The 16,047-nt window shown below is 62.5% G+C and carries 13 protein-coding genes and 2 tRNA genes; 5 read left to right on the top strand and 10 right to left on the bottom strand.

The window, feature by feature from the left end:
• Nucleotides 1-222: 222 nt before the first annotated feature.
• Nucleotides 223-1,029 (bottom strand): 5-formyltetrahydrofolate cyclo-ligase, encoded by an 807-nt coding sequence (locus GT590_RS13120; RefSeq protein ID WP_227791415.1) that lies wholly within the window; start codon nucleotides 1,027-1,029, stop codon nucleotides 223-225.
• Nucleotides 1,030-1,348: 319 nt separating this feature from the next.
• Here GT590_RS13120 and GT590_RS13115 point away from each other — a divergent pair, with 319 nt between their 5' ends.
• Complete coding sequence (locus tag GT590_RS13115) at nucleotides 1,349-1,825, top strand: Rrf2 family transcriptional regulator (RefSeq protein WP_009608991.1); 477 nt, start codon at nucleotides 1,349-1,351, stop codon at nucleotides 1,823-1,825.
• A gap of 52 nt (nucleotides 1,826-1,877) precedes the next feature.
• Here the strand turns inward: GT590_RS13115 and GT590_RS13110 are convergent, their stop codons facing one another.
• The 3 genes from GT590_RS13110 to GT590_RS13100 form a co-directional block, all read right to left on the bottom strand.
• Entirely contained in the window at nucleotides 1,878-3,191 is a 1,314-nt protein-coding gene (locus GT590_RS13110) for an Nramp family divalent metal transporter (protein WP_161171154.1), read from the bottom strand.
• A gap of 4 nt (nucleotides 3,192-3,195) precedes the next feature.
• A complete protein-coding gene (locus GT590_RS13105) occupies nucleotides 3,196-4,575 on the bottom strand; it encodes a CBS domain-containing protein (RefSeq protein WP_114516727.1) in 1,380 nt (459 codons plus the stop codon).
• A gap of 235 nt (nucleotides 4,576-4,810) precedes the next feature.
• Nucleotides 4,811-4,887, bottom strand: a tRNA-Arg gene (locus tag GT590_RS13100).
• 642 nt (nucleotides 4,888-5,529) lie between these two features.
• On the opposite strand from GT590_RS13100, the gene GT590_RS13095 reads away from it, so the two are divergent.
• A complete protein-coding gene (locus tag GT590_RS13095; RefSeq protein ID WP_114551766.1) occupies nucleotides 5,530-6,177 on the top strand; it encodes a protease inhibitor I42 family protein in 648 nt (215 codons plus the stop codon).
• A 52-nt stretch (nucleotides 6,178-6,229) separates the two neighbouring features.
• Complete coding sequence (locus GT590_RS13090) at nucleotides 6,230-6,658, top strand: protease inhibitor I42 family protein (protein WP_114551767.1); 429 nt, start codon at nucleotides 6,230-6,232, stop codon at nucleotides 6,656-6,658.
• Between the two features lie 57 nt (nucleotides 6,659-6,715).
• Here GT590_RS13090 and GT590_RS13085 read toward each other — a convergent pair whose 3' ends face one another.
• Genes GT590_RS13085 through GT590_RS13075 form a run of 3 tightly spaced genes read right to left on the bottom strand, consistent with a single transcriptional unit; the run spans nucleotide 6,716 to nucleotide 9,101 of the window.
• Nucleotides 6,716-7,513: an ABC transporter permease subunit gene (locus tag GT590_RS13085; RefSeq protein ID WP_114551768.1), complete on the bottom strand. Its 798-nt coding sequence runs from the start codon at nucleotides 7,511-7,513 to the stop codon at nucleotides 6,716-6,718.
• A complete protein-coding gene (locus GT590_RS13080) occupies nucleotides 7,506-8,423 on the bottom strand; it encodes an ABC transporter ATP-binding protein (RefSeq protein WP_114551769.1) in 918 nt (305 codons plus the stop codon). Before GT590_RS13080 ends, GT590_RS13085 begins: the two co-directional genes overlap by 8 nt.
• A gap of 42 nt (nucleotides 8,424-8,465) precedes the next feature.
• On the bottom strand, nucleotides 8,466-9,101 hold the full coding sequence (locus GT590_RS13075) for a TetR/AcrR family transcriptional regulator (RefSeq protein ID WP_009305652.1): 636 nt from the start codon (nucleotides 9,099-9,101) through the stop codon (nucleotides 8,466-8,468).
• A gap of 685 nt (nucleotides 9,102-9,786) precedes the next feature.
• Here GT590_RS13075 and GT590_RS13070 point away from each other — a divergent pair.
• Nucleotides 9,787-10,584 carry a DUF559 domain-containing protein gene (locus tag GT590_RS13070; protein ID WP_227791414.1) on the top strand — a complete coding sequence of 266 codons (798 nt, stop codon included), beginning with the start codon at nucleotides 9,787-9,789 and terminating at the stop codon, nucleotides 10,582-10,584.
• Between the two features lie 392 nt (nucleotides 10,585-10,976).
• On the opposite strand, the gene GT590_RS13065 is transcribed toward GT590_RS13070, so the two are convergent.
• Together GT590_RS13065 and GT590_RS13060 are read right to left on the bottom strand one after the other, a co-directional pair.
• On the bottom strand, nucleotides 10,977-11,921 hold the full coding sequence (locus GT590_RS13065; RefSeq protein ID WP_192925366.1) for an ABC transporter ATP-binding protein: 945 nt from the start codon (nucleotides 11,919-11,921) through the stop codon (nucleotides 10,977-10,979).
• Nucleotide 11,922: 1 nt separating this feature from the next.
• On the bottom strand, nucleotides 11,923-13,509 hold the full coding sequence (locus tag GT590_RS13060; RefSeq protein WP_161171153.1) for a glycine betaine ABC transporter substrate-binding protein: 1,587 nt from the start codon (nucleotides 13,507-13,509) through the stop codon (nucleotides 11,923-11,925).
• Between the two features lie 363 nt (nucleotides 13,510-13,872).
• Between GT590_RS13060 and GT590_RS13055 the strand changes: the two genes are divergently transcribed.
• A complete protein-coding gene (locus GT590_RS13055; RefSeq protein ID WP_009305662.1) occupies nucleotides 13,873-15,219 on the top strand; it encodes a citrate/2-methylcitrate synthase in 1,347 nt (448 codons plus the stop codon).
• Nucleotides 15,220-15,904: 685 nt separating this feature from the next.
• Here GT590_RS13055 and GT590_RS13050 read toward each other — a convergent pair.
• Nucleotides 15,905-15,992 (bottom strand) — tRNA-Ser (locus tag GT590_RS13050).
• Between the last annotated feature and the right edge of the window lie 55 nt (nucleotides 15,993-16,047).

The raw sequence follows: 16,047 nt of genomic DNA, 5'->3' as shown, positions 1-16,047 counted from the left end.
TGGTACCGCTTGCAGCTCCATAAGGTGGGCTCCCTAGCAAGTTCGCCCTGTCAAACCACTAGAAACAGCGAAGGGCCAACATTCGGGCTGCGGAAGAAACGCGCCAGGCGTTTTCGCACCCGCTGCAAATGTGCGCTTCCTTGATCGAGCGCTCCCGCGTCGATCTGCACGCTGCGGAGCCCGCGCCCAGATTCGTCGTGCGAGGCTAGGACGATGGGCGCGCTACCCGCTCACCACGCGGGGCAGGGCGATGTCGTGGGGCTCGCAGGGGACGGTTTCCACGCGCTGTTCGTCGAAGGCTATGCCGACCACGGTGGCATCGGCGCGCAAGCGGGGGAGCAGCTGGTCGTAGTTGCCGCCGCCGTAGCCCAGGCGTCGCCCGGCATCGTCGAAGGCGACCAGCGGCACCACCACGGCGTCGAGCTCCTCAGGATCGACGGCCTGGAACCCGTCGCGCTCCAGCGCTTCGCAGGCAAGGCAGCGCAGGGGCGCGCCAAGGAACCCCGCTGCGGCCGCGTCCAGCTGCTCGCGCGCCACGCGGTAGAATCGCATCAGAGGCGACCCGCTCGTGCCGCCCGTTTCGCCCGCTGTCCGCGACTCACTCGGCATTCGCGGCACGTCTCCCGCCCGCGGCTCGCTCGATACCGGCGCCCCACCTGTTTCGTCCGCGCCCGCGCGACCCGCCGTCCGCGACCCGCCCGCTGCAGGCTCCTCGCGCACCATGCAGGGGAAGCACACGTCCCAACCGCGCGCGTACGCCGCCTCGACGAACGGCCGCGTGTCCACCTCACTGCGCATCGACGCGAACACGGCCACAGTGGGAACCGCGCTCCCGCCCGTCGCATCCGCGCGCGACGTCCCCTCGGCCGAAACCTGCGCCGTCCCCGCACCTTCCGCGCCCGCCAGCGCTTCCGCCAGCACCTGCTCCAACCGCGCGCATATCGCCGCGCTCTTGCGCGCACGCATCTCTTCCGGAAGCGCATCGCGACGTGCCAGCACGCGCGAGCGCAGTTGTTTTTTCGTCTCCATAGGCCGCAGTATAGCATCGACGTAACGGCGCCGTTGCACGATAATGGCGGAGGTGTGGGGAGTTAGCGCAAACGTAACCGTTTCCATTCGATTTGACCTGCAAACCCATCATTGACCTTGCTATAATCGTTTTGCATTGGGTACACTCGGACCACCTTAGATAGCTCTCCCTCGCAGTCGCAAGGGGTGCACCACCTCAAACGACGCTGCGTATGCGTCGTTTGTTGTTTTCTAAGGAGAAATTGACTACCAAGCATATATAAGTAGGTCGCTCACCAGGCATCATGCATGCCGGGCGACATAGAGTAAGGAGACAGCAGTGCAACTCAAGGCATCCACCGATTACGGTATGCGCGCCATCTTGTACTTGGCTGCGCAAGGTACCACCTGCTCCTCGAAAGATATCGCGGAGGACATGTCCATTCCGCGCGACTACCTCATCCAGCTGGCGCAGCTGTTGCGCAACGCAGGCATCATCGAGGCCCGTCCGGGCAAGCACGGCGGCTATCGCCTGGCGAAGGATCCGGCCGACACGAACGTGCTGGAGATCATGGAAGCGCTCGACGACGATGCAAAGCAGTCCACGCGCGCGAAGCGCGATGCCCGCAAGGGCGGCGCGATGGTGCAGGAGATCAAGCAGGTCTACGATCTCATCGAAGAGAGCATGGACGCCTATCTGTCCAGCTTGACGGTGCAGATGCTGCTCGACTGCGCCCGCAACGGCGACAACAGCCGCACGTTTTTGGCCGAACGACTGCAGGAAGAAAGCCGCCGCCTGCTCGACGCCGTCAAGTAGCGTCGATGCAGCCCGGCGGCTGCGCCCTTTCGCCGCGCCGCCGCCGAGGCGTCTAGATGCCCAGCACCTGCATCACCAGCAGCACGGCGGTGAGCACGGTAACGATGCCCACGGTGACCCAGATCAGCACGCGCGACGCGATGCGCGAACGATACGCGCCCATAACCCGCTTGTCCGCGGCGATGATGGCCATGAACACCAGCAGCACCGGCAGCACCAGGCCGTTCACGAACTGGGCGGTCAGCATCACGCCCATGAGGTCGATGTTCGGCACCAGCACCACCACGGCCGAGAACGCGATCACGAACGTGAAGATGCTCTTGAACAGCGGCGCCTCTTTCCACTTGAACGAAACGCCCGCCTCCCAGCCGAAGGCCTCGCAGATGACGAACGCCGTGGTCAACGGCAGCACGCAGGCCGCCAAGAACGACGCGGCGATCAGCCCGATGGCGAACAGCGCTTCGGCGTAGTGCCCGGCGAACGGCGCCAGCGCGCGCGCCGCGTCGGCGGCCGATTCGATCTCGATCCCCTGCGGGAACAGCACCGATCCCGTGGTCACGATGATGAACCAGGCCACGAGGCACGCGGCGATGGTGCCGGCGATCACGTCCACCTTCTGCGAGAACAGATCCTTCACCGACACGCCCTTTTCCACCACGTTGCTCTGGTTGAAGAACATCATCCACGGCGCGATGGTGGTGCCGATCATCGCGATGACCAGCGACACGAAGCTCTGGTCGTTCACGATGCGCGGCACGACGGTGCTGGTCAGAGCCTCTTCCCAGTTCGGTTCGGCCATGAACGCCGCCACGATGTAGGTGACGAACACCAGCGACAGGATGAGGAACACCTTCTCCACGCGCTTGTAGCTGCCGCCCACCACCAGAAGCCACACGGCCACGGCGGCCACGGGCACGGCCAGGTACTTCGACACGCCGAACATCTCCATGCCGCTGGCGATGCCGGCGAACTCGGAGAACGTGGTGGCCACGTTGCCGATGAGCAGCGCCAGCATGGCCAGCGCGGTCAGGCGGATGCCGAAACGCTCGCGGATGAGTGCGGCGAAGCCCTTGCCGGTGACGGCGCCCATGCGCGCGGCCGTCATCTCCACCACGATCAGCAGCACGCACATGATGGGGATGACCCACAGCGTGGCGAAGCCGAACTTCGCGCCCACGGTGGAGTAGGTGGAGATGCCGCCCGCGTCGTTGCCGGCCATGGCCGTGACGATGCCAGGGCCCAGCGCTGCTAGCAGCAGCCAGATCTTTTTTGGCTGCTTCTTCTCGGGAGCTTCGACGAGCTCGGTCGACTCGACCGCGTCGACGGCGACGCCGCGCACTTCGAGCTTCTCGTTCTTCATCATCATGGCGCTACCTCCCGGCGTAGCCGATGATCTGCAGCAGCACCAGCGTGTACAGCGCCAGGAACAGGATGGACGCCACGAGACCGCCCAGCACCTTGAGCAGGGTAGCCTTCGTCTTGTCGCCGCTCACGTCCTCTTCGATGGCGTCCCATGCGTCGTCGACCGTGACGATGCCCAGCAGCACGCCGTGCTCGTCCACCACGGGCATGGCGGGCAGCTCGTACTTGAAGATGTCGGCCGCCACGTCCTCCTCGGTCTCGTCCGGCGTCGCGGAGATCACGTCGTCGAACATCACGTCGCGCACGGGCCGCGCGTCGTCGGTGAGCACGAGGGTGCGCAAGCTCAGCACGCCCACGAACTCGTCGTAGTCGTTCAGCACGTACACGTAATGCACGGTGGGGTGGTCGTCGTCCAGCTCGCGCAGCACCTCGATGGTCTCGCCCACGGTGTTGTCGGCCTTCACGGCCACGAACTGCGTGGTCATCATGCCGCCGGCCGTGCCGTCCTTGTAGCCCAGCAGACGGCGGATCTCGGTGGCGTCCTCCACGCCCATGAGGCGCAGCAGCGTCTCGGCCTTCTCGTATGACAGGTCGCGCACGATGTCGGCCGCGTCGTCCGGGTCCATGTCGCCCAAAAGGCCGGCGGCGCGAGCGTCGTCGAGGTCTTCGATGAAGTCGGCCTGGTACTCGTCGTCCATCTCGGAGATGGCCTCGGTGGCCTGCGCATCGTCCAGGTGCTGGAACACGTTGGCGCGCTGCTGGGGGTCCAGCTGCTCCAGGATATCGGCCACGTCGGCAGGGTGCAGCTCGTCCAGGCGCTTGTGCGTGACGGACAGCTGCACTTCGGACAGGTCGCGATCGAGCAGGTCCATGTAGTTCCAGGCGATGATCTGCTCGTCGATCTTCTTGCCGAACACCTTCGCCACGGCCACCACGGCGCGCTCCAGCCAGGAGGCCAGTCCGCGCAGGATGCCGCGCACGCCCACTTCGGCGCCCAGCAGGCGCAGCTGCGAGCCCGAAACGGACAGCTTGAGGTCGTTGACGCGCACCACTTTCAGGCCTTGCGTATCCACGATCTGACGGTTCAGCAGGTCGCGCGCCAGCAGAACTTCGTCAGGTTGCAGATAGCTGAAGCGGATGTCGTGCGCCTCGGCGTTGAGGGTGATTCCGTCCTCGTCGAACGTGTCGACGTACTTGCGCCACGAGATCATGAACGGAACCTTGCCGGGCCCCTGGAAGGCCAGACTGGTGATGCGCGGGAACACTTCGCCGGTGGAGATAGCGAGGTCGGAAATGGTGCCGATCTTCTCGCCCTGGGTGTCCACGACGGGTTTCCCCATCATTTGAGAGAGGTAGAGCATGGTGGTATCCCTTACTGTCATGCCCATGGCTGTACACCTCATGATACCGTGTGCAAAGACGCGCGCGTCGCGCGCAATGCAAAATGTGTGTCAAGCCATGAGCCGCCGCAGTCGTTCCTTCGACTGCCGACGTAAGGGAAGACGAAGGAAGAACTACTTACTGTGAGGCTTCGATTTTCGAACCTTCAAGTACGTTCCTTTCCCTGACCAATAAAAAATCCGCACGTGCTGCTGCCAGTCGTTGCGGAATTAGAAGCTGAAATGGTGCGCCGTGAGGGATTCGAACCCCCGACGTACTGATTCGTAGTCAGTCCCTCTATCCAGCTGAGGTAACGGCGCACGTCGAAACAGCAAAAGTTATTATGCCGGTATTGCCCCATGCTGTCAACGACTTTTTCAGACTTTTTGGGAATAGTGCGCGAAATAGGTGTTTGAACTGCATAAATGGTTAGTTTGTCGAACGAACGCCGCATGTTCGTCGTGCACCGTATAAGGAGCTCGGCGCGCTTTCTGCGGAATCGGCCAGTCTTGAATTCTTCCGGGAACCGTAGGCGAAGCTGTTCCGCGACCAGCTGACTTGTCGGATCGCAGGCAGCGTCGTTTTTCGCAGCGGTTCTGCAAGTTTTTCGACTTTGTGGCAAGCTCGGATCGTTGCGATCAGGGGTTTCTTCCGCCTTAAGGAAAAGCCTGCGGAAAGCTTTCGAGCCTCTGGGTCAAAAGGCCTGGTGGGACGATCGGCCGCGAGAGTCATTCTGCCACAAAGTCGAAAAACTTGCAGAACCGCTGCGATTTGCTGCACAGCCTCTATTGGCAGGTCGTCTCTCCGTGTTCAACGGCATTCAGCCTCGTCGATGTTTCACGTGAAACATTCGCCCGCATTGCGGGGCGATTACAAGCGGGCATGCCCGGCCTCTTCGTGCATGCGCGTGGCTAGGATAGGGCGGAACGCGTCTTGAATCCAACGAAGAAAGCGAGGCTGTTATGACGAAGACTGCGAAATGGTCGATGATCGGCGTGCTTGCCGCTCTGGTGCTGGCGCTGTTCGCCGTTGCCGGCTGCTCAAGCGACAACGCGGGCAACAACGACAACGGAGGCGACAACGCCAACCCTGCCACCGAGAACAACGACAACGGCAGCGGGAACAACGGCGACAACGCCGACAACAACAACGCCGACAACAACAATGCCGACAACAACAATAACAACAACGGCAACAGCAATAGCAACAACGGCAACCAGATGGGCGACGGCAGCAGCATCGGCGAAGGCACCGTCCTCAAGGTTCCGAACGGCTGGGTCGCCTATTCCCAGAGCGACATGCTCGTGCTGCTGGACTCGAATGCCGACGTTCAGTACCAGTGGACGGCCGAGGTTAACGGCAACACCGTGCTGAAGGACACCGACGCCGACCTGCCGTCCTCCGGCTTCAACGATCAGAACTCCCAGGACGTCGTGGGCGCGGCCGGCATGCACGCGTTCGGGTTCCTGGCTGACGACCAGAACAACGGCGAGTCCACCATCACAATGAAACTGGCGAACACGTCGAATGCCAACGATGTGAAGACCACCATCGTAGTGAAGGCCACGGTGCAGAACGGCACGTTCACGGACGTGAGCGTGCAGGAGTAGCGCGCCCCCCGCTATACTGCGGGAAAGCGAAACCGCTCGGAAGGAGTGCGCGATGAAGGCTCGTCTGAAACTCGCGATAGCGGGAGCATGCATGGCGGCTTTCGTCGCGTTCGCCGTCGGATGCTCCGCTGCGCCGGGATCCGAGGTCCAGATCGCCGAAGGGTCGGCGGAGTTCAGCCAGAGCAACCTTGTGGTCAAGCTGGACGCGAACCCCACGACGGGGTACGAGTGGACCTTCCAGATCGACGGCTCGGCCGTGCAGCCCGACGGCGACGAGTTCGTCCCCGCGAGCGACGGCGCCCAGCCCAAGACGGGCGTAGGCGGCGTGCGCGAATTCAACTTCAAAGCCGACGGCTCGGGCGAGGCTACGCTTACGTTCACGTATGCGCGGTCGTGGGAGGCGTCGGACAGCGACAAGAGCGTCGTGCTGCATGCGACGGTTGAAAACGGCGCGTTCACGCAGGTTGAAGAGCAGGCGTAAACATCAAAGGGCGGGAACGGCCGAGCGCCGTTCCCGCCCTTTCTCGTGCGGAATGCTCTAAATGCTGAGGTCGCGTCGATCGAAGGCCGCAACCGCCACGGCGAACAGCGCCACCGCGCCAACGGCCAGCGCGATCGCGCCGCCGACGGCTGACGCGTCGCCCGCGGCCAGGCCGTAGTAGTCGAACAGCGTCAGCGGGTTGACGTTCTTCAGGAACTCGAACTTGTCGCCCACCTGCGATATCATCTGCATGAGGAAGAACAGGATGTTCAGACCGCCTCCCACCCACAGGGCTGCCGTCGCGTTCGAAAACAGACATGCGGACAGGAAGCACAACCCGGCCATCGCCAGCCACAGGGCCAGCAATCCCGCATTCACCTGCATCAGCGCCTGCATGTCCAGCTCGCCCGAGAACAGCGCTTCGGCGAAACCTGCTTCGAGCGCCGTGACCACTGCCATGAGCGCCACCAGAATGGTCACCATCACGCCCACCATGGTCAGCGCGATGCGCGTGCGGCTGTTCGGCGTAGCCAGCAGATACGCCATGGCGCCGCGATCGAGGTAGCGCACCATCAGCTTGTTCGCCACGATCAAGATGAGCACGAGGATGAAGATGGTCAGCAAGAACCCGTACAGGTAGTTCAGCATGAAGTCGATGAGGGTGGTGGCCTGCACCGACATGCCGAACGCCGCAAACATCTCGGGCATGCTCTGCATCATGGCATCCAGGCTTTCTCCCAGCTCCGGATCGTACATGCTGACGATCACGCCGATGTACATGGCCAGTACCGCCGCGATGATGAGGCTGACGAACAGGTTCGCGCGCAGCTCTTTGGCGAACAACGTCCTATTCATGAGAGCCTCCTTTCTCCACCTGGTTCGTCGTGCCGTACAGGTGCATGAACAGCTCTTCCAGCGTTTGCTCGCGCGCGGAGAGGTCCACGATGTCGTAGGCGGCCAAGTCTTTCACGAACGCGTCGGGGTTGCCGGCCACGGCTGCCTCCACGCTGGCCGCGCCCTGTTTCCGTACGTTGGGATGCGCCTGCGCGTAGCGGTCGCGCGCGGCCTCAGCGGCGAACGTCACCACGAACACGCGCTTGCGGCTCTTCCGCACGTCGTCCATGCGCTCGACGGCGGCCAGCCTGCCCGCACGGATGAATGCGACGCGGTCGCACGTGCGCTCCACCTCGTCGAACAGGTGCGACGAAAGCAGGATGGTGGCGCCGCGGCGCTTCTCCTCAAGCACGAGGTCGATGAAGCGGCTTTGCATGAGTGGGTCGAGGCCGCTGGTGGGCTCGTCCAGCAGGATGATGTCGGGCGAGGTCATGAACGCGCACACCAGGCCCACCTTCTGCTTCGTGCCCTTCGACATCTTGCGGATGCGCCGCGCGGGGTCCAGCTCGAAGTACTCGACCAGCTGGTTCATGCGCGTGCGGTCGCGCAGCTTCTTCATGCGCGCCATGAATTCCAGGAAGGCCGCGCCGGTCATCTCGTCCATGCAGGCGATCTCGCCCGGCAGGTAGCCCAGGCGCTCCTGGATGCGGCTGCGCTGGCTGAAGCAGTTCAGGCCGTCGATGCTCACGGTGCCCTCATCAGGCCGAATGAAGCCCATGAGGTTGCGCATGGTCACGGTTTTCCCGGCGCCGTTCGGCCCCAGGAAGCCGAACACCTCGCCGCGTTCCACGGAAAACGACACGTCGAATACGCCGCGGCCGTTGCCGTAGTCTTTCTTGAGCCCCTTGAGTTCGATCACGGGGTCGCTCATCGGTATTCCTCCTTAATGAGACAAGAGGACGGGGTTGCTATCTCATCGCCTCCGGTACTCTTCTTTGTACGAATAGGCTTTCAGCATGTCGCACCAGCGGTACATCTCGTCCATCATGGCGTCTAAATCGATGCGTTGATGCAGCGCTTGCTGTTGGTGCAGATAGCCGTCGGCCAGCCAAATCAGCATGTTGAGCACGTACTTCGGATCGATGTCGTCGCGGAACCGGTCAAACCGCACGTTCTTGAAGTACGTCGTGAACATAAAGTCGAGTTGTCGCTGCGTCCAGCTGTCCATCGTATCCTTTATGTCCTTGTGCTCCGGGTAGAAGGCCCGGATGGAGAACTCCAGCAGGTAGGGGAACTTGCTCAGCACCTTGGATTTGGTTTCCGCCGCGTAGACGAGCAGCTCGAAGAAGTCGTCGATCTCCCAATACCCATCGTCCAGCACCAGGTTGGACACCTTTTCCATCAGATGCTCCATGAGGTACAGGTACAGCTCCTTCTTGTTCTTGAAGTAGAAGAACAGAAGGCCCTTCGAGATGCCTGCCCTGCGCGCGATCGTCTCGGTCGAGGCGTTCTTGTAATCGTTCTTGCCGAACGTTTCCACGGCGGCGCTGACGATGGCCTCGCGCCGCTCTTCGGGAAGGCTCTCGAATTTCGAGCGTCGGTCGTCCACTGCCGCCTCCTTTCCTGCCGCCGTTGACCGGCCGGTCAACGGATCGAAGACCATGCTACCCCGTTGACTATTTTTTAGAAGGGGGCGCGAGGAAGATTTTTTGCCAGGTCGACCCCCCTCATATATTGTTCTTGCAAGTCGGAAGCGTCTTTTTGGCAAATAGTGTGCGAATTCGGAAGCCTGCACGTTCGCGATCGCCCCTGCGCTTTCGGCAAGCGCCAAAGGCGCAGCAAAAACCCCAGCTCGCGAAAACTGCCGGCTCTTTCCCGGTTTTTTCTTTTTCCGAATTCGACCAACTATTGCCACGGCTGCTGCCATGAACTGCCCGATCATGATAGAATCAGCCCCACTACAGAGCCAGTGCAGGCGCTCTCCATCGTTCGAGTAGCCCATTGCTGGAAGCGATGCCCTCGTCTTCCCCTACCACGTCTGCAAGATCCTCTCCGCCCAGGGCAAATAAGGGGGTCTTGTGCAGAAGATCGCACGCGCCTCGCAATCGCGCATTGTTTTTGGATACATCACGGCCTTGCAGATGCTGCGCATGGCCCAACCCTGCGAGCTAGCTTCGGTGAGGAGCGGAAAACCAAGCATCCCCGAGCGCGCTCCGCGCACCAAAGAGCTCAGCTTGGCGCTTGAGCGCATAGAAGGGGATCATCCGGGTCTGAGGTTCGAAAGGCCTAGTCACGTGCTGGTGAGCACGCCGAACGGTCGGGCGGGGGAGCTTTGCGTTCCTCATGTGTGCACGAGGGGCTTCTCGCGTTCCTCGTTCTTTCGATTGGGCGATGACGTGTTCTTCAGCAAACCCGAGCTTGCATTCATTCAAATGGCAACGCGGATCCGCAACGAGGTTTCGCTGCTTGAGTTGGGGTGGGAGTTGTGCGGGTCGTATCAGACGAGGCGTACTGGCGTTTCGGTTGGATACGATGTCGAGCCGCTGACAAGCGTTCGGGCTTTGCGCGACTACGTAGCGTGCAACAGCTCGCTCGGCGGTGCGCAGAAGGTCGCGCGCATCCTTCCATTTCTCGTGGACGGGTCCGCATCGTCGCGCGAGACGAAATTCGCGCTTGTCCTGGGATTCAGTCCTTTCCGCGGAGGTTACGGCATGGGCTTTCCCCGCATGAACTACGAGGTGATCGCAAGTCCGGCGGCGCGCGCGATTTCCGGGAAGAAAAGCTTTCGCTGCGATCTCTGCTGGCCAGAAGCGAGGCTCGACGTGGAGTATCAAAGCAAGGAGAATCACGAAGGCGAACTCAGCCGCATCCGGGATTCGAGAAGGGCTAACGCGTTGGCGGCCATGGGCTGGACAGTGCTCGGCGTCACCAATGACGAGCTGAACAGCCTTGCGGCTACCGATGCGGTGGCTGAAGCGATTCGTCGTCACCTCGGCAAGCGCCTGCGAACGAACGTCTCCGACTGGCATGCCCGCAAGCTGCGCCTGAGAAGGCGGCTCGGGCTGCCCGTGGGATACGAGGAGGCGATCTGATCGGGTGGCGAATTGCGATGCCGGCGGTGCGCTTCTGGTCGGGTGCGGCTGTGCAGCGAGCCACCTTGAGCTGAGTGCGGGGGTACGGCGGTGCAGCGAACCCCGGTGCTTTTGGCAAAAAGTGGCCGAATTCGGAAACCACAAAACGGATTGATCGAAGGCTGCGAAGCGCGGCGTTTTCAGTACCTTGTCGACCAGGCGTTTTACGACACGGTCGTCCCTGTCTTTCAAGACGGTTGCCTTCGCCTCCCTTGAGACTTCCGAATTCGATGGTATTTTGCCATCGAGGGCCCTTCCGGCGTGCAAGGACCGGCTCGGGATAGTGGTGGGAGGGGCGGCTCCCTCGACTCGGGACGGCTTTCTCGCTGAGGGCGGCTATCTGGGGCGGCGCGCTATCGCGCGTACACGGTGCGCTTGCGCGTAACCAGGCGGTCGACGAACTCGGTGGCGGGGTTGCGCAGGATGTCGCACGGCTCGGCGAACTGCACGGCGCGGCCGGCCTCCATCACCAGCACCTTGTCGCCCAGGTCGAGTGCCTCGTCGATGTCGTGCGTCACGAACAGCACGGTGATGCCCGTCTGCCGATGGATGCGCTTGATCTCGTCCTGCAGGCTGCCGCGGGTGATGGCGTCCACGGCGCTGAACGGCTCGTCGGCCAGCAGGATGTCGGGGCTGGCCGCCAACGCGCGGGCGATGCCGACGCGCTGCGCCTGTCCGCCCGACAGCTCGGCGGGATAGCGATCCATGATGTCGTGCGGCAGCCCGATGATGTCCATCCATTTCGCGACGGCCTCCTCGGTGCGACCCTCGTCGCCGCTGTTCAGCAGCGAGGGCACGTACGCGATGTTCTGCTCCACGGTGAGGTGGGGAAACAGCACGCTGCCTTGGATGGCGTAGCCGATGTTTCGGCGCAGTTCGATGGGGTCGACGCCGCTCGTGTCCTTCCCGTGCACCAGCACGCGTCCATCGTCGGGCATCGCCAGCGCGTTCACCATTTTCAACAGCGTGGTCTTGCCGCAGCCCGAGCTGCCGATGATGGTGACGAACGCGCCTTCGTCGATGTCGAGGTTCACGTCGTCCACGGCGACGGCATCGCCGAATCGCTTGCTGACGTGCTCGAACGCAACGGCGGGTACGGAGCCTTCTTCTGCTGGCGCCGCACGGGATCCTTCGACTTCGCGCTGCGCGCTCCGCTCAGGATGACAAATCGCGAAACCCTCGGAACGTCCCACCCTGTCATCCCGAGCGCAGGCGACGAAGTCGCCGGAGTCGCGACGCGAAGCTAGTCCTTTAGGGAAGGATTCCGCGCTGTGCGTCTGCGCGAATGCATGCTCCATGCTACATCAGCCCCCTCTCGGCCAGGAACGCGTCGGCCACCGCTTTCGGCTCCTGCCCTTGCGTCTCCACTTCGTTGTTCATGCGTGCCATGTTCGTATCGGTGATGGCGCCTTGCAGCTTCAGCAGCTCGTCGCGCAGCTCGGGATGCTTTTCCAGCGCGTCCTGGCGCACGACGTTGCCGCAGAGGTACGACGGATAGAAGTGCCGGTCGTCCTCCAGCACCACGAGGCGTTCGTCGGCCACCTGCCCGTCGGTGGTGGACACGACGATGGCGTCCACCTGGCCCTCGAACAGCGCCTGGTACTTCAAGCTGATGTCCATGTCCCGCGTGTTGCCGAAGTTCATGCCGTAGGCTTGCTGCAAGCCGGGGTAGCCGTCCTGCCGGTCGAAGAAGTCGGGCTCGGCGCCCAGCGTCAAGTCGCCCGCTGCGCCCGCCAGGTCGGAATATGTGCGCAGGTTGTAGCGCTCGGCGGCGTCGCGGCTCACGGCCAGGCCGAACGTGTTGTTGAAGCCGTACATGCCCACCCAGGTAAGGCCTAGCTGCGACTCGTACTCCTGCTGCATCGTGTCGAACATCGACTCGTCGTAGGTGTCGTCGTGCTTGAGCACGGCGTTCCATCCCGTTCCCGTGTACTCGGGGTAGAGGTCGAAGTCTCCCTTCTCCATGCCGGGCTCGATGTTCGACGTGCCGCCGCCCACGCCCTGCGTCAGCTCCACCTTGAGGTCGGTGTCGTGCTCGATCAGCGTGTTCAGCATCTCGCCGAGGATGTACTGCTCGGTCATGGGCTTCGTGGCGATGTTCACCACGTCCTCTCCACCGCCGCGGTTCGCGAACGCGAACGCCCCGCCCGCTATCAGCACCACGGCTGCGCCCGCGGCGACGGCCGGGGCCAGCTTGCGGCGTGAAGCCCGACGTGCGCCCGAGCGCTTCCACCGCCGTGCGCTCGAAGGCTCCAGGTGACGTCGCGTGGACTCCTCGGCCAGGCCCAGCAGCAGGTCCACCACGATGGCCAGCAGCGCGATCAGCACGCTGCCCGCCAGGGTCATGGCCAGGTTGTACGTCGTGATGCCGCGGAAGATGGCCACGCCCAAGCCGCCTGCGCCGATGAACGTGGCGATGCCGGCCAGCGCGATGGTCATGGTGGCCATGTTGCGGATGCCGCTCATGATGACGGGGGCGGCCAGCGGCAGCTCGATGCGGTACAGCAGCTGGCGGTCGGTGGAGCCCATGCCGCGCGCCGCTTCGATGATGGCGGGGTCGATGGTGGTGAGGCCGGTGTAGGTGTTGCGCACCATCGGCAGCAGCGCGTACACGGTGAGCGCCACGATGGCGGTAGGGTCGCCGATGCCCGTGATGGGGATGAGGAAGCCGAACAGCGCAATGGATGGGATGGTGTACACGAAATTGACCAGCGCAAGCACGGGCTTCGCCCCTCGCCTCCATGTGGCGATGGCGATTCCCAGCGACAGTCCGATGAGCGCCGCCAGTGCAATGGATATGAGCGAGATGCCGATATGCTGCAGAAGGAGCTCGAAAAACCAATCGCGTTTTTCAACGAGCAAGGCCAGGGTTTCGGTCAGAATCAAGAGGAATCCTCGCTTTCGCACGTGGTGACGGACGCTACGTCGAGGGTTGAGATGCGGACTGCATGGTTAAATCCTACAGACTTCGTCAACATTGTAATCAAGTGTCGGTGCTTGGGCGCGGCAAGGCGGTCGTGTTACCTAATCGCCACGAGACGGTGGATTCCCGGGTACTGCCTGTGGTTTTCGCCGGGTGACTGGCATGCATTGATTGCGCAGCGGGTCGCTGCGCTTTATCATAATAAAGAGAGACGTATTTTCCCATTCGCCATATCCACCAGAGACCGCGTGTTTCAAGGGCGGTCATCGCGTGCAGCATGGTATTTCGGAAGAGGGGCCGCGCTCGCGCGGCAGGAAGGATGCGCCATGGCAACTGAAAGCCAGATCGCTCTGTACGAGAACTTCAAGGCGATCAACACCATCGAAACCGCGAGCTACGACCAGTTCGACGTGAAGCGCGGCCTGCGCAACGCCGACGGCACGGGCGTCATCGCAGGTCTTACGAACATCGCCAACGTTCACGGCTACGTGGTCTCAGACGGCGAGAAGGTAGCCGACGAGGGTATGCTGCGCTATCGCGGCTACGACGTGTACGACCTGCTGGACACCAGCGTGGCCGATCGCCGCTTCAACTTCGAGGAGGTGGCGTACCTGCTGCTCATGGGCGAGCTGCCCACACAGGAGCAGCTCGACCGCTTCATCGCCGCGCTCGATGCCGAACGCGAACTGCCCGACGGCTTCACTGCCTCCATGATCATGCGCGACACCCCGCCCGACATCATGAACATGCTGCAGCGCACCATCCTGCTGCTGTACGCCTACGACGCGGACGCCGAGGATCGTTCGGCTCATCACGAGATCCACACCGCCATCTCGCTGATCTCGCGTCTGCCGCGCATCATGGTGCTGACCTACTACGCGAAGCAGGCTCGCTACAACAACGGCTCCATGATCATGCATCGCTTCATTCCCGGTCAGTCCACGGCCGAGACCATCCTGTCCATGCTGCGTCCCGATCGCCAGTTCACGGCTGAGGAAGCGCGCATGCTGGACATCATGCTGTGCCTGCATGCCGAGCATGGCGGCGGCAACAACTCCACGTTTGCCACGCGCGTGCTGACCTCGTCCGACACCGATCCGTACTCCACGTACGCCGGCGCTATCGGTTCGCTCAAGGGGTCGAAGCATGGTGGCGCGAACCATCAGGTGCTAGCTATGCAGCAGGAGATCAAGCAGAACGTAGCCGACTGGTCCGACGAGGGCCAGGTGGCCGATTACCTGGCGAAGATTGTCAACAAGGAGGCTTTCGACAAGACGGGTCTCGTGTACGGCATGGGGCATGCGGTGTACACGAAGTCCGACCCGCGCGCCATCATCTGCAAGCAGTTCGCCGAGAAGCTGGCCGTGGGCACGGAGTTCGAGGCCGAGTATCGTCTGCTGGAAAGCATCGAGCGCCTGGCGCCCGAGGTGATTCTGCGTGAAAAGGGCACCAGCAAGGACATGTGTGCGAACATCGACATGTATTCGGGCTTCGTGTACTCGATGATGGGCATTCCCGAGGATCTGTTCACGCCGCTGTTCGCGTGCGCGCGCATGTCCGGCTGGGCTGCGCACCGCTTCGAGGAGATCGTCTCCGGCAAGCGCATCATCCGTCCTGCGTACAAGTCCATTCGCAGCGGCAAGCGCGATTACGTTCCCATGAGCGAACGCTAGGGGCGGGGCGGCCGTCGGCTCGGGTCGCCTGTTCGCGCGGCGCCTGTGCGGCCGGGTGTCGGATCGTTCGACATTGCGCCGCGAACGAATGTTTCACGTGAAACATTCACGACCGAACGCACTCTAATGAACAACGTGCTCCTTTCCCTAGCGGGTGGGGAGCGCGTTTCTTTTTGCGAAAGATTCGCCCGCCTCGCTGCAGTGCCCGAGTTCTTCGCTGTCTCCTGAGATCGCTCCGCCACGAAGGCGCCCAAGCCCCTCGCTGCGTTTCGTCCGCTCCGCCACGAAAGGGCCTGGTCCCTTACCGTGCTCCGTCCGGTTCGCCGGCGCTCGCGGCTCATGGACGTTTTTTGCGCAGCCTTCTGCAGCAAAATCGAGTTTTTGGCAGTCTTTTCCTGGTTTCAGCGCAGTTTGAGGACGCTCGGCGCCGTGCCTGCCGGTAAAACGCCAGGTCGCGTGTTTCCCTTTATGGACGGAGAAGGGCTCAGTCTGCCAAACCGGCGATTTTGCTGCGCATGAGCTGCCCGATCATGCACGGCCGAAGCCGGCTCCATGCGCGCGAAGCGGCCGCCTCCCGAATGTTTCACGTGAAACATTCGCTCGTGAGCAGGGAGTTCAAGCCGGAAGGCAGGACCGAACAAAGAAAAGCGCCCGGAACCAGCTGGTTCCGGGCGCGCTGCGTTTCTGGCGGAGGCGGTAGGATTTGAACCCACGAAGCCTTGCGGCTTAACAGTTTTCAAGACTGCCGCCTTCAACCACTCGGCCACGCCTCCGCATGGGGTTTGCGCGTGTGCGCAACGTTTAGGATATCATGCAGTCAATCGCAAT

The sequence above is a fragment of the Eggerthella sp. BIOML-A1 genome (assembly GCF_009875595.1).
GTDB classification, from domain to species: Bacteria; Actinomycetota; Coriobacteriia; order Coriobacteriales; family Eggerthellaceae; genus Eggerthella; species Eggerthella lenta.
This window is presented reverse-complemented; position numbering and strand designations above follow the sequence as displayed.